The sequence below is a fragment of the Caballeronia sp. J97 genome (assembly GCF_905220305.1).
Taxonomy (GTDB): domain Bacteria; phylum Pseudomonadota; class Gammaproteobacteria; order Burkholderiales; family Burkholderiaceae; genus Caballeronia.
The window spans coordinates 1-13,646 of the sequence record NZ_CAJMZL010000052.1 but is presented as its reverse complement, the minus strand read 5'-3'; the positions used below and the strand labels follow the sequence as shown (position 1 = coordinate 13,646).

Here is a 13,646-nt window from a genome sequence, read left to right as displayed (position 1 = left end):
CCGTACGGGTGAACCTAAGGGCAAACCCGTGCAGAAAGGCGCCTGAAGGCGCATATTGTAACCGAGCAGGCTAAGCGCTCTTTCGCCGGCGCGAGCCTGCCGCACCGAGTCCGCAAAAGGGCGGCTCGAGCTTATCTAGTATCATTCCGGCATGGTTCGCAAATCACATTTCGATCCGCAGCGCGTGCGCGAGGAAATCGCGATTGCCGCCGCGAGGATGATCGCCGAGGACGGCCTCGACTACTCCACCGCGAAGCGCAAGGCGGCGCGGCAGGTCGTCGGCGAGAGCAAGATCGGCGGCGAGTTCCTGCCCGATAACGACCAGATCGAAGAGGAAATCCGCGAGTATCAGGCGCTCTTCCAGAGCGACAGCCAACCGGCCGTGTTGCGGCGCATGCGCGAAGCAGCGCTCGACTGGATGGAGCGCCTGAAACCGTTCGATCCGTATCTGACGGGCGCGGTGCTCAACGGCACGGCGGGCGAGCATTCCGATATCCATCTGCAATGCTTTTGCGACAATCCGAAGGAAGTCGCGATTTATCTGTTGAACGCGAATGTGCAATACGACGTGTCGGAGACGCGGCATTTCGCCGGACGCGGCTACGTCGAGACGCTGAGTTTTTTGCATCGGGTGCGCGACGAGGAGCCGATCGGCGTGCATATCGCGCTCTACGGTCCCGACGACCTGCGCGGCGCGGTGCGGGCGGACGGCCGCGGACGCCTCGCGCGCGCGAACGCGGCGGCCGTGCGCACGCTGCTCGATCATCCTGATGCCCCGCCGCTGGAAATCGGCGGCTGATCTTTTTTCTGGACGCTCATGAAAAGCACACGCATTCTGGCGGCCCTCGCGGTCGCGGTCGCCGCGACCGTCGGCGGTTTCTATGCAGGGCATCTGTTCACCGGCGGCGATACCGTGGCTGCGACCCAAGCGAGCGGAAACGCCGTCGACCAGCTCTGGAAAGCGACGCCTCCGGGCGCAATGGGCACTTCTCAACCGCTCGCCGCGTTCAAGGGCAAACCGGTCGTCGTCAATTTCTGGGCGTCTTGGTGCGGGCCGTGCGTGAAGGAAATGCCGACGCTCGCCGCGATGCAGCGCGAATACGAGAAAAAAGGCATCACGTTCATCGGACTTGGCGTCGATAGCGAAAAGAACGTCAACGACTTCCTGAAGAAAGTGCCGGTGTCGTATCCCGTCTATGTGACCGGGTTCGGCGGCGCGGATCTTGCGCGTAGCTTCGGCAACAATGCGGGTGGCCTGCCTTTCACCGTGGTCATCGATTCAAAAGGGCAGATTCGCTCGACGAAATTGGGGGAAGTCGATCCGGCCGAACTCAAACATACCCTCGACGGCCTGTAAAAAATCCGCAGCCAGTAGGCAGCGCCTTATTGCACGTAAGCTGCGAGTTAAAGCGCAATACCCTGATCTTGCAGGAAATTCGGCTTGTCGCGACAAGCATGGCGGTAATATCTCCCGCAGTTTAGGAGTGGCCCGCACAGTAAAACTAGACAAAATTCTCTAAACAGCGCTAAAGTGCGCCCAATTCCGCACAACCCGAAGCGACTATGACTACTCTGCCGGTGCCATGTGGCCCCCTCGCCGTCAAGTCCGACAGCCAAAAAACGGTTGCCGGCCTGCGCGAGGTACTCGCAGGGTTCATGTGCATGCCGTCCGGGCGCGCGCTTCAAAACGACCACGCCGATGCGTTCGACATGAACACGTTCAGCGTGCCGACCGATTCTGCCGCCGCGGTTTTCGTCGGCGCCTGCGCGAGAGTGCGCGGCTGAGCAGTCAGAACACCCACAAATCAAGTCAAGTGCCGGGTCAGCCCCGGTCTCCAAGTATTGAAAGGGGATTTTTCGATGGACCTTCGTAAACTGAAAACGCTGATCGACCTCGTCTCGGAATCCGGCATCTCGGAGCTGGAAGTGACGGAAGGCGAAGGCAAGGTTCGCATCGTCAAGAACGCCGCGCCGGTCTACATGCAGGCGCCGCAACAGTACGCGCCGCAAGTGCAGGCGCCCGCCGCGCCGCATTTCGGAGGCGCTGGCGAAGCAGGCGCGCCGGCTGCGGCCGCGCCCGGTGCCGCGGCCGCAGCGCCGCAAGGTCACATTGTGACCTCGCCGATGGTCGGCTCGTTCTATCGCGCGCCGTCGCCGGGTGCGGACCCGTTCATCCAGGTCGGCGATACGGTCAAGGAAGGCCAGACGCTCTGCATCATCGAAGCGATGAAGCTGCTGAACGAGATCGAATCGGACAAGGCCGGCGTCGTGAAGGAAATCCTCGTCGAGAACGGCCAGGCGGTCGAGTACGGCCAGCCGCTCTTCGTGATCGGCGACTAAAGGCGCATCGGGCCGTGCCGCGGATGCGCCTCGCCGCCGCCGCCCGGCTTCACTGCGCCGGCGTGCTTCGAGCGGCATCGATCCGTCGAGAAGCGCGCCGCCGATTGGATCCCCGAGGGCCGCTCGCGCGAGCCCGTTGATGAGCCGACCCACTATGTTTGAAAAAATTCTCATTGCGAACCGCGGCGAAATCGCGCTTCGCATCCAGCGCGCGTGCCGCGAGCTGGGCGTCAAGACAGTTGTCGTCTATTCGGAAGCCGACAAGGAAGCGAAATACGTCAAGTTGGCCGACGAAGCCGTCTGTATCGGACCGGCGCCTTCCAATCTCTCCTACCTGAACATGCCGGCGCTCATCAGCGCGGCCGAAGTCACCGACGCCGAGGCTATCCACCCCGGCTATGGCTTCCTCTCTGAAAACGCGGACTTCGCCGAGCGCGTCGAGCAATCGGGTTTCACGTTCATCGGCCCGCGTCCCGAGACCATCCGCCTGATGGGCGACAAAGTCACCGCCAAGCAGACGATGATCAAGACCGGCGTGCCGTGCGTGCCGGGCTCGGAAGGCGCGTTGCCGGACGATCCGCGCGAGATCGTGAAGATTGCGCGCACAGTCGGCTATCCCGTCATCATCAAGGCGGCGGGCGGCGGCGGCGGGCGCGGCATGCGCGTGGTGCACACGGAAGCGGCGCTCGTCAACGCGGTCAACATGACGCGCGAGGAAGCGGGCCGCGCGTTCGGCAACCCGCAGGTTTACATGGAGAAGTTCCTCGAGAACCCGCGTCACATCGAGATTCAGGTGTTGTCGGATTCGTTCCGCAACGCGATCTGGCTCGGCGAACGCGACTGCTCGATGCAGCGCCGTCACCAGAAGGTGATCGAGGAAGCGCCGGCGCCGGGCATCGCGCGGCGGCTGATCGAGCGCATCGGCGACCGCTGCGCCGACGCCTGCAAGAAAATGGGCTATCTCGGCGCGGGCACCTTCGAGTTCCTCTACGAGAACGGCGAGTTCTACTTCATCGAGATGAACACGCGCGTGCAGGTAGAGCATCCGGTCACGGAACTGATCACGGGCGTCGACATCGTGCAGGAGCAGATTCGCATCGCCGCGGGCGAAAAGCTCTCGATCCGCCAGAAGGACATCCAGTTCCGCGGCCACGCGATCGAATGCCGCATCAACGCCGAAGATCCGTTCAAGTTCACGCCTTCGCCGGGACGCATCACGTCGTGGCACACGCCGGGCGGCCCGGGCATCCGCGTCGATTCGCACGCGTACGCCAGCTACTTCGTTCCGCCGAACTACGATTCGATGATCGGCAAGCTGATCGCCTTCGGTGCGACGCGCGAGCAGGCGATCAACCGCATGCGCATCGCGCTGTCGGAAATGGTCGTGGAAGGCATCTCGACGAACATCCCGCTGCATCGCGAACTGATGATCGACGCAAAGTTCGTCGAAGGCGGCACGAGCATCCACTATCTCGAGAACAAGCTGGCCGCGCGCCAGGCAGCCGTCGCCGAAGAGTCCTGAAGCGCGCTTAACGCAGGAAAAGAGCATGAGTTACCGGGAACTGATCGCCGAGCTGGATCGCGAGCACGCGGAAGCGCTGTCGGATGCGCTGCTTGACGTCGGCGCGCTGTCGGTGTCGGTCGAAGACGCCGACGCCGACACGCCCGACGAGCAGCCGCTTTTCGGCGAGCCGGGTCTCGTGCCCGAGAAGAGCGCGTGGAATCGCTCGCGCGTGGTCGCGCTGCTCGCCGAGGACGCCGATCCCGACGTACTGCTCGCCGCGGCCGCGAACGAAATCGGCCTCTCGGCAACGCCCAGTTTTATCGTGCGCGAAGTCGAGGACCAGGATTGGGTGCGTCTCACGCAGGCGCAGTTCGATCCGATTTCGATCGGCGAGCGCATCTGGGTCGTGCCTTCATGGCACGACGCGCCCGACCCCGACGCGCTCGTGCTCGAACTCGATCCGGGCCTCGCGTTCGGCACGGGCAGCCATCCGACCACGCGGCTTTGCATGGAGTGGCTGGAGCAATCGGTGAAGGCTGGCCAATCGGTGCTCGACTACGGCTGCGGCTCCGGCATTCTCGCGATCCTCGCGAAGAAGTGCGGCGCGGACCCGGTCGTCGGCATCGACATCGACAGCCAGGCGGTCGAGTCGGCGCGCCAGAACAGCGAGCGCAATCACGCGGACGTGACCTACGGCTTGCCCGACGCGTGCCCCGCCGGCGAATTCGATATCGTCGTCGCGAACATTCTCTCGAATCCGCTCAAGCTGATGGCGTCGATGCTCGCCGCGAAGGTGAAGCCGGGCGGCAGAATCGCGCTGTCGGGCGTGCTCGCGCGCCAGGCCGACGAGGTCGCGGCGGTCTACGCCAAGTGGATCGACATCAGCGTCTGGCGCGAGCACGAAGGCTGGGTATGCCTCGCGGGAACGCGGCGCGAAAGCCTTTAGAATAGCGCCATCCTCCACGAATCGGCCGTCAGGCCAACGGCACTTCTTATATGGCGCTGGCAACCCGCTGCCCCCACTGCGAAACCGTATTCAAGCTGGACCCGCATCTGCTCGCGCCGCATGACGGCCGCGTGCGCTGCGGACACTGCCAGGAAGTTTTCGATGCCGCGCACCATCGTTTCGAGCTTCCCGATGAGCCGGCTGCGGCAGGCGTCGCCCAGCATGCCGCGATCATCGACGACGACGTAGCCGTCGGCCCCACGACGAGCTCGGGCGCGGGCCGTGTTCCCTCTGCCGATGTTCCCGTTCATGTGACGGCCCCCTCCGATGCACCGCTCAAGCCGCGACCCTTCGCGCCGCGCAACCTCGATCTCGGCCCGGCGGCGCCGACGCAGCGCGCCGATGCGCCTGGCGCCAAAAAAGACGCCGACAGCGAGCGCACGGTCTACGCGAACGCGCCCGCCTTCACGAGCGCCTCGAGGCAGGCACCGGCCACGCCGCCGCGTACCGAACCCGACCAGACCGATGCCGCGAACGAGCCCTCCGCGCTGCCTTCGGAACCGGGGCGCCTGAAGCAGTTCATCCGCGTTGGCGTTCCGCATCCCGACGCCGCGAATGCCGCGCAAGCCGGCAACGACGCGCCGCTCGGCGAACCGCCCGTCGCACCGTTTGTCGATCCCGTCGACGATCGCGCCGAGCCGTTCATCGGACCGGTTCATCAGCCGGATGCGCCGCTCGCGCACCCGGCACCGGAACCGCCCGCCGCACCCGCATGGCGCGACGATGCCGAACCCGGCTTCGGCGGCAAGAAGCCGCCTCCCCCTGCTCGTCGGACGAGCGCGAACGAAGCGTTTCCCGTCATCCGCGAATCGCGGGAGGCGCGCGCGCCCGCGCGGGCTCGCGCAGGCTCCGGCAAGGCGAAACGCATCATCGGCGTCATCGCCTCCGTGCTGCTGGCGCTGCTGTTGCTCGTACAACTCGCGTGGTGGCAACGCGAAACCGTGATGGTCTTCGTGCCCGGCTCGCACGCGCTCTACTCGGACGTATGCGATCAGATCGGCTGCACCATCTCGCCGCCGCGCGACATCGACGGATTGCAGATCGAGAGCTCCGGCCTGCGTCAGGTCGACGGCCCGCACAAGCTCGAACTGAAGCTGTCGCTGCGTAACCGGCAGGACGTCGCGCTCGCGTATCCGGCGCTCGAACTCACGCTGCTCGACGACAAGAACAACGTCGCGATCCGCCGCGTCCTCTGGCCGCAGGATTACGCGCGACCGGGTACGATATTCGCCGTCGGCCTTCCGCCGCAAAGCGCGCAGCCGGTTATCGTCCGGCTGGATACAGGCGACGCTGTCGCCGCGAATTACCGGGTTCAGGTCTTTTATCCGTGACGGCGGACAGGCGCGCGAACGCCGCCTGCCGCTTGTTCCACACGACGCGCGTCATGGCCCTCGCGGCTCACGCACGCGCGATTTTCCCGTCAGCATCTGACAATTCTCTGGAGCGCAACATGAGTCAAGTTACCCTCGGCGGCAATCCCATCGACGTTAGCGGCACATTCCCGGACGCGGGCCAGCAGGCGTCCGAATTCACGCTCGTCGGCGCGGATCTCGGCGACATCAAACTCGCGAACTTCGCGGGCAAGCGCAAGGTTCTGAACATCGTGCCGAGCCTCGACACGCCGACCTGCGCCACCTCGACGCGCAAATTCAACGAAGCGGCCGCTGGCCTGAACAACACGGTGGTAGTCGTCGTTTCGGGCGATCTGCCGTTCGCCGCCAAACGCTTCTGCACGACCGAAGGCATCGCCAATGTCGTGACGGCATCGACGTTTCGCGGCCACGAGTTTGCGCAGGCATACGGCGTCGACGTGACGAGCGGCCCGCTCAAAGGCCTGACGGCGCGCGCGGTCGTCGTGCTGGACGAGAACAACAAGGTGCTGCACTCGGAGCTCGTGCCTGAAATCAAGAACGAGCCGAACTACGACGCAGCGCTCGCGGCACTGAAGTAATACTCCCGGCGGACCGCTTGCGACCGAAGCGGTCCGCGCATACGAGGCGCGGTGAAACGCTCGCCGCGCGCCGTATGCGGATCTATCTCTCCGCCCCTATTCACAAAGGATCGCCTTGGCTACGCTCATCTGCGGCTCGCTCGCCTACGACAACATCATGACTTTCCAGGGCCGCTTCGGCGACCACATCCTGCCGGACCAGGTGCATATGCTGAACATCAGCTTCCTGGTGCCGACGATGCGGCGCAATTTCGGCGGCTGCGCGGGCAACATCGCTTACGCACTGAAGCTGCTCGGCGGCGACCCGAAGATCATGGCGACCCTCGGCGCGGCGGATTCGCAGCTCTATGTCGACCGGCTCGACGCGCTCGGCTTGTCGAAGGAATACGTGCGCGTTCTGCCCGACCAGCACTCGGCGCAATGCTTCATCACCACCGATCTCGCGAACAACCAGATCACCGCGTTCCACCCCGGCGCGATGATGGAGTCGCACCTGAACCGCGCCGATGAAGCGCAGGGCATCTCGCTTGGAATCGTCGCGCCCGACGGCGCGCAAGGCATGCGCGAGCACGCCGAAGGGCTGGCGCGCGCGGGCGTGCCGTTCGTGTTCGATCCGGGCCAGGGATTGCCCATCCTAGAAAGCGTGGAACTTTGTCGCATGATTGAACTCGCCACCTACGTGGCGGTCAACGATTACGAAGCCAAGTTGCTGAGCAACAAGACCGGCTGGTCGCTCGAAGACATCAAGAGCCGCGTCGAAGCGCTCGTGGTGACGCGTGGGGAACACGGCGCGCAAATCCATCATGCAGATGGCGTGCTCGAAATCCCCGTCGTGCAGGCACGTCAGGTGGTCGATCCGACCGGTTGCGGCGACGCATTCCGCGGTGGCCTCTTGTACGGCATCGAGAACAAGCTTGGCTGGGAGAAAACGGGTCGTCTCGCGAGTCTGATGGGTTCGCTGAAAATCGAACATCAGGGACCGCAAACCTACGCGCCTACGCGCGCCGAAATTGAAGAGCGATTCAAGCAGGCCTTCGGAAGCAGCCTGTTCTGAATGAATGATTGGAGTGAAGTAATGAAAACGGTAAGTCGTATCGCGCTGGCAATGGCGCTCTTCGGCTCGATGGCGCTGACGGGCTGCGCTTACAACAGCAGCTCGTCGGACGTCTATACGGCGTCGCAGGCGCAGCGCGAGGAAACGGTGCGCATGGCGACGGTCGAAAGCGTGCGTGGCGTGAAGATCAGCTCGAACAACGGCCAGCCCACGGGCCTCGGCACGATCGGCGGCGGCGCGCTCGGCGGCGTTGCGGCGGCAAGCGCGATCGGCGGCGGCAATGGCTCGATCATCGCAGGCATTATCGGCGGGCTGGCTGGCGCCGTCGCAGGCAACGCGGTCGAAAACAGTGTCGCGATGAAGAACGGTCTTGAGATCACCGTGCGCCTCGATAACGGCGACCTGCGCGCGATCACGCAGACCGCGAACGGCGAGGTCTTTCAGGCGGGCGAACGGGTGCGTCTGCTGTCGAGCGGCGGCGTCACGCGCGTGACCCACTGAGCGAGGCGCTGAGGTATTCAGCGGAGGAATAGGCGCCGCGTCATTCGGAAGAAGCGCATGTATCGAACGATGCATGCGCTTTTTTCTTTGGCCGCGTCGAACGAGCTGCGAGCACGCTCGATGAAATTCGTTCGCCGAAACGAAAAACCCGCCGCCAGGTTTCCCCGGCGACGGGTTCAGGCCGGGTAGGCTTACCCGGACTAAGGGCACAGCGCACTGTGCCTGGGTGTCGCGTACTGCAAGAGCTTACGGACGGCTGCCCGTCGGGAACGGCCATGCCGCTGCCGGGTTCAACGCCGTCTTGACCGCAGCGGCCGGAGCCGGAGCAGGCGCCGATACGGTCGTTGCCGTCGTTGCAGGAGCGGCAGCCGTAGTCTTCTTCGCAGCAGCGGCCTTCTTGGCCGGAGCTTTTTTCGCGGGGGCCTTCTTCGCGGCAGGAGCAGCAGCAGGCGCAGCGGCTGCGGTCTTCGCAGCAGCCTTTTTCGCGGGAGCCTTTTTCGCAGCGGCCTTCTTCGCTGCGGCCTTTTTCGCAGGCGCCTTCTTCGCTGCGGCCTTCTTCGCAGGCGCCTTCTTCGCTGCGGCCTTCTTCGCCGCTACCTTCTTGGTCGCGACTTTCTTCGCTGCCGCTTTCTTCGCGGGGGCCTTCTTCGCCGCGACCTTCTTCGCTGCAACCTTCTTCGCAGCGACCTTCTTGGTTGCCACCTTCTTTGCTGCAACCTTCTTCGCCGCTACTTTCTTCGCCGCTACCTTCTTCGCCGCTACTTTCTTCGCCGCTACTTTCTTCGCTGCAACCTTCTTCACAGCGACCTTCTTGGCGGCAACCTTCTTCGCCGGAGCGGCCTTCTTGGCGGTGACTTTCTTTGCTGCAGCCTTCTTCGCGGCGGGTTTTTTCTTGGCAACTGCCATGGTTTTTCTCCTTCAGGTTTTCAGATGAGAGTCAGTTCAAACAACACCCTTCGTCAAAACCCGCTTCCCACGCGTCGCCTCTCACAGCGCACGCTACGAAGCGGATTATTCATCGGCGTACGCTGATCCCACCTGCTTACGCTAATGAATACGGCAAGGCGCGCCGTGCCCCGAGGCACCGCGCGCCAAATTGAGTCAGCACCGCATGTCTGCGGCGCCGGCCATCGCTTGATCGAGCCAGCGAGCTTGCCGCTGGCATTTTCCGGGGGGAAGTTTGCCCATCCCTTTTCAGGGAACGCAAAACGCCTGTCTTCTATCCGGGCCACTCGGCCCGCCAAGTCAGTAGGCGCACTTTGCATCAGGCGACCGTTCTCCTAAACCTTGCCGGCCGGGCGCGCGTGAGCGACACGCTGCTGCCCGGTCAGTCCCATCGATTTCGTCTGCAACACGTCCTGGATTTTTATTATTCCCAGGTCAGCGCGCCGCCGGTTTGATACTCAATCACGCGTGTCTCGAAGAAGTTGCGTTCCTTCTTCAAGTCGATCATCTCGCTCATCCACGGGAACGGGTTTTCCTCGTTCGGGAAGAGCGGGTCCAGTCCGATCTGCTGGCAACGCCGGTTGCAGATGAACCGCAGATAGCTCTTGAACATCGACGCGTTCAGGCCGAGCACCCCGCGCGGCATGGTGTCTTCAGCGTAGCGATATTCAAGATCGACAGCCTGCTTGAAGAGCTCGCGGATCTCGGCCTTGAATTCGGCGGTCCACAGTTGCGGCTCTTCCAGCTTGATCTGGTTGATGAGGTCGATGCCGAAGTTGCAGTGCATCGATTCATCGCGGAGGATGTACTGATACTGCTCCGCCGCGCCCGTCATCTTGTTCTGGCGACCCAGCGCCAGAATCTGCGTGAAGCCGACATAGAAGAACAGGCCTTCCATGATGCAGGCGAACACGATCAACGACTTCAGCAATTTCTGGTCCGCTTCCAGCGTGCCCGTGGTGAAGGCAGGGTCGGTCAGCACGCTGATGAACGGAATGAGGAACTCGTCCTTGTCACGGATCGACTTGACCTCGTGATAGGCGTTGAAGATCTCGCTTTCATCGAGACCGAGCGATTCGACGATGTACTGGTACGCGTGCGTGTGGATCGCCTCTTCGAACGCCTGGCGCAGCAGGAACTGGCGGCACTCCGGAGCGGTGATGTGACGGTACGTGCCGAGCACGATGTTGTTCGCGGCGAGCGAGTCGGCCGTGACGAAGAAGCCGAGGTTGCGCTTGACGATGCGGCGCTCGTCGTCCGAGAGACCGTTCGGGTCTTTCCACAGGGCGATGTCGCGCGACATGTTCACTTCCTGCGGCATCCAGTGGTTCGCGCAGCCGGCGAGATACTTCTCCCACGCCCACTTGTACTTGAACGGGACGAGCTGGTTGACGTCAGTCTTGCCGTTGATGATGCGCTTGTCGGCGACATTGACGCGCGCTTCGCTCTGCGCGGCGATCGCGCCGGCGGATGCGGCCGTTGCCGGATTGGCGGCTGCGGGCGGAACGAAGCCATCGGAGAAGATGTTGTTCGCTTGTGCAGTCTGATGGGCAGCTTGATGAGCAGCAGCGTGCGCTGCCTGCGTACCGAAAGTCGTGCCTTGAGCGTTACGCAACGCGTTCTGTTGCGAAGCGCTCGAGGGAGCTACGGCAGTGGTCTCGTCATCCCAGTTGAGCATAAATTCTCACCATCAATTTAGATCGGTTTGTACCATCTTTTCATGAGCGATAAAAGAGTTTGCTCATGAAAATTCTCGTTTTCATGCGATTTAGATTCGACGTTGCTACCTGCATACAACACTTGGCTCGACGCCGTGTGTGTGAAGCGCGATGCGGCATCTCTTGAATCGTGTGTGAAGCGGTCCTGATCGAGTGACTTCGATGACCTCGCCGCGTGCTTGCACGTGACTTCATCGATGCGCTGGAAGCCTTGCTCCACAAGGCTTTGCGGACGATGCATCCACGCGTGACGTGAAGCGCGCCGTGCTTCACTGCGAGCATCGACTCGATGATGTGCTGCGAGGCACGAGTGCATCGAAGCATGACTCGCGTCGATCATCGATCGATGTCTCTCGTCGACATGCGATGCGATGCAGAACACGAGTCGCGAATCGATCAACGCAGATGGACTCGCCACCTTCATTCGCTCATCTTCGATGTGTGTCATCGCACGCACTTCGCATCGTTCGAAACACGGTGACGCAGACTTGTCGATCGAGCTTCAACGCCTGTTGCGCATATCGAATTCGTTGCCGAAGTTTAGCATTTGACGTCTCGTATTTCCACAATATCTTGTGCTTGCAAATTCAGTCAATACAACCTATTGCGTGTTTACGCGACGATCCGTCTCACCCCGGCAAGCGCTGCGCAAGCCTTATCGGCCGCGCAACGGATCGAGCAGCGAGCGCAGATTGTTGTGGTCGATCTCATGCATCAACGCGAGCAGGCTGCCGAGCTTTCCCTCTGGAAAACCCTCACGCGCGAACCACGCGAGATAGTGACCAGGCAGATCGGCGATGAGCCTGTCCTTGTACTTGCCATAGGGCATCGTCTGCGTGACGAGACGTTGCAGATCCTGCGGGTCCATTCCTGATTCACTCCTCGTTCAATGTTCATCGCACCACGCAACGCGTCGTGATCGCTCAGCGACTGCTCCATATCGGTGCCATAATCGCCGCTCTTGCCGCCAAGAGCCGATCGCGAATCACCATGCCGCTTGCCGTCAAAGCTTTCATCGCCCCTCTCATTGTCGCGTGCGCGATGTTCATGGAAAGCGTCGACGCCAACGTCATCGTCACCGCGATTCCGGAAATGGCACGCGCCTTCGGACGCGATCCCGTCACGCTGAAGGTGGCCGTCACGAGTTACGTGCTCGGGCTCGGCGTCTTCATACCGATTTGCGGATGGGTGGCCGACCGCTTCGGCGCGCGCGCCGTGTTCCGCACGGCCATCGGCGTGTTCGTCGTCGGCTCGCTGCTGTGCGCGGCCTCCACTTCGCTCGGCCCTTTCACCGTCGCGCGCTTCATCCAGGGCGTCGGCGGCGCGATGATGGTGCCCGTCGGGCGCATCATCATCTTCCGTTCCGTGCGCCGCTCGGAGTTCATTCGCGCGATGAACTATCTCTCCGTGCCCGCAATGCTCGGGCCCGCGGTCGGGCCGTTGCTCGGCGGCTTCATCACGACGTATCTGCACTGGCGCCTGATCTTCTTCATCAACATCCCGATCGGCATCGCCGGCATCTGGCTGACCAACCGCTACATCGTCAACTCGCACGAGGATCATCCGGGCCGTCTCGACTGGTTCGGCTTCTTTCTCTCCGCGAGCGCGGGCGTGCTGCTGATGCTCGGGCTCTCGCTCGTCGGCGGCGAACTGATTCCGCAACGCACGGCCTACGCGATGTGCGCCGCCGGCGCGCTGATGGTCGTGCTGTACTGCATCCACGCTCGACGCGCGGATAAGCCGCTGCTCGATCTGCGCTTCTTCCGCGTGCCGACGTTTCAGGCAAGCGTGCTCGGCGGTTCGATGTTTCGCATCGGGCTTGGCGCCGTGCCGTTTCTGCTGCCGCTCGCGCTGCAGGAAGGTCTTGGCATGACGGCGTTCAAGTCCGGCGCGATCACCTGCGCGTCCGCGTTCGGCGGCATGTTCATGCGCTCGCTCGCATCGCGCGTGCTGCATCGCTTCGGCTTCCGTCAGACGCTGTTCTACAACGCGGCGCTGTCCGGGATCGCGATCGCGGCGTGCGGCACGTTCTTCCCCGGCACGCCGACCTGGGTGATCTGGGCCGTCGTGCTGCTCGGCGGCTTCTTCCCTGCGTTGCAGTTCACGAGTCTCAACTCGCTCGCGTATGCGGAGATCGAAACGCGCGATGTCGGTCGCGCAACCAGCCTCGCGAGCTTTGTGCAACAGGTGTCGCTCGGTCTCGGCGTGACGATCGCGGGCATCACGCTCGAGCTTTCGCAATATCTGAACGGTCATGCGAGCGTGCAATGGTCGGACTTCTGGCCTGCGTTTCTCGTCGTCGGCTTGTTCTCGTTTCTTTCGATGCCGGTCACCGCGCGGCTTGCGCATGATGCCGGGACGGAGATTTCGCGTGGCACGCGGGGGTGAGGGTTGGTTGCTTCTTTCTGCTTGCTTCTTCCTGCTTGCTTCTGCTTCCTTGCTTCTTCCGTCAGCTTGCCGTTTGTTCAGTAGCCGCCTCCCCGGCGGAGGGGTCACTTTCTTTGCTGCTGCAAAGAAAGTAACCAAAGAAAGCAGCTCTCCCCATCCAAAGTACCTCACACCGGCCCCGGCACAGGCGATTGGCCTAATGGCCCGCCTGTAGCAAGTGCCCTCACAAGCAGAACACC

General features: G+C 62.8%; 14 protein-coding genes and 1 pseudogene. 11 read left to right on the top strand and 4 right to left on the bottom strand.

The annotated features are described in order from the left end of the window. Window positions 1–151: 151 nt before the first annotated feature. The 10 genes from U4Y90_RS34555 (at window position 152) to U4Y90_RS34510 (ending at window position 8,356) form a co-directional block, all read left to right on the top strand. A complete protein-coding gene (locus U4Y90_RS34555) occupies window positions 152–799 on the top strand; it encodes a UDP-N-acetylmuramate--alanine ligase (RefSeq protein WP_321801474.1) in 648 nt (215 codons plus the stop codon). 18 nt (window positions 800–817) lie between these two features. Then, the gene (locus tag U4Y90_RS34550; protein ID WP_321801472.1) at window positions 818–1,357 is read left to right on the top strand and encodes a TlpA disulfide reductase family protein; all 540 of its coding nucleotides are present in this window, start codon (window positions 818–820) and stop codon (window positions 1,355–1,357) included. Between the two features lie 206 nt (window positions 1,358–1,563). Continuing rightward, window positions 1,564–1,785 carry a hypothetical protein gene (locus tag U4Y90_RS34545; protein WP_321801470.1) on the top strand — a complete coding sequence of 74 codons (222 nt, stop codon included), beginning with the start codon at window positions 1,564–1,566 and terminating at the stop codon, window positions 1,783–1,785. Window positions 1,786–1,860: 75 nt separating this feature from the next. Further along, on the top strand, window positions 1,861–2,340 hold the full coding sequence (gene accB, locus U4Y90_RS34540) for an acetyl-CoA carboxylase biotin carboxyl carrier protein (RefSeq protein WP_321801468.1): 480 nt from the start codon (window positions 1,861–1,863) through the stop codon (window positions 2,338–2,340). A gap of 154 nt (window positions 2,341–2,494) precedes the next feature. Further along, window positions 2,495–3,862, top strand: coding sequence for an acetyl-CoA carboxylase biotin carboxylase subunit (gene accC, locus U4Y90_RS34535; RefSeq protein WP_321801466.1), 1,368 nt, complete (start codon window positions 2,495–2,497; stop codon window positions 3,860–3,862). 25 nt (window positions 3,863–3,887) lie between these two features. Beyond that, a complete protein-coding gene (gene prmA, locus U4Y90_RS34530) occupies window positions 3,888–4,790 on the top strand; it encodes a 50S ribosomal protein L11 methyltransferase (protein WP_321801465.1) in 903 nt (300 codons plus the stop codon). 50 nt (window positions 4,791–4,840) lie between these two features. Continuing rightward, window positions 4,841–6,181 (top strand): DUF3426 domain-containing protein, encoded by a 1,341-nt coding sequence (locus tag U4Y90_RS34525; RefSeq protein WP_321801463.1) that lies wholly within the window; start codon window positions 4,841–4,843, stop codon window positions 6,179–6,181. Window positions 6,182–6,300: 119 nt separating this feature from the next. After that, complete coding sequence (gene tpx / locus U4Y90_RS34520; protein ID WP_321801461.1) at window positions 6,301–6,801, top strand: thiol peroxidase; 501 nt, start codon at window positions 6,301–6,303, stop codon at window positions 6,799–6,801. Between the two features lie 115 nt (window positions 6,802–6,916). Next, entirely contained in the window at window positions 6,917–7,855 is a 939-nt protein-coding gene (locus U4Y90_RS34515; protein WP_321801460.1) for a carbohydrate kinase family protein, read from the top strand. A 21-nt stretch (window positions 7,856–7,876) separates the two neighbouring features. Further along, window positions 7,877–8,356: a glycine zipper 2TM domain-containing protein gene (locus U4Y90_RS34510; protein ID WP_321801459.1), complete on the top strand. Its 480-nt coding sequence runs from the start codon at window positions 7,877–7,879 to the stop codon at window positions 8,354–8,356. 246 nt (window positions 8,357–8,602) lie between these two features. On the opposite strand, the gene U4Y90_RS34505 is transcribed toward U4Y90_RS34510, so the two are convergent. From U4Y90_RS34505 to U4Y90_RS34490, 4 genes and pseudogenes are all read right to left on the bottom strand, one after another. Further along, on the bottom strand, window positions 8,603–9,262 hold the full coding sequence (locus U4Y90_RS34505) for a histone H1-like DNA-binding protein (RefSeq protein WP_321801457.1): 660 nt from the start codon (window positions 9,260–9,262) through the stop codon (window positions 8,603–8,605). Between the two features lie 31 nt (window positions 9,263–9,293). Further along, window positions 9,294–9,621: pseudogene (locus U4Y90_RS34500) on the bottom strand (hypothetical protein). Between the two features lie 104 nt (window positions 9,622–9,725). Next, the gene (locus tag U4Y90_RS34495) at window positions 9,726–10,979 is read right to left on the bottom strand and encodes a ribonucleotide-diphosphate reductase subunit beta (RefSeq protein ID WP_321801456.1); all 1,254 of its coding nucleotides are present in this window, start codon (window positions 10,977–10,979) and stop codon (window positions 9,726–9,728) included. A 695-nt stretch (window positions 10,980–11,674) separates the two neighbouring features. Continuing rightward, entirely contained in the window at window positions 11,675–11,887 is a 213-nt protein-coding gene (locus U4Y90_RS34490; RefSeq protein WP_086967339.1) for a DUF3820 family protein, read from the bottom strand. A 122-nt stretch (window positions 11,888–12,009) separates the two neighbouring features. On the opposite strand from U4Y90_RS34490, the gene U4Y90_RS34485 reads away from it, so the two are divergent. Continuing rightward, on the top strand, window positions 12,010–13,407 hold the full coding sequence (locus U4Y90_RS34485; RefSeq protein ID WP_321801454.1) for an MFS transporter: 1,398 nt from the start codon (window positions 12,010–12,012) through the stop codon (window positions 13,405–13,407). Window positions 13,408–13,646 lie beyond the last annotated feature (239 nt).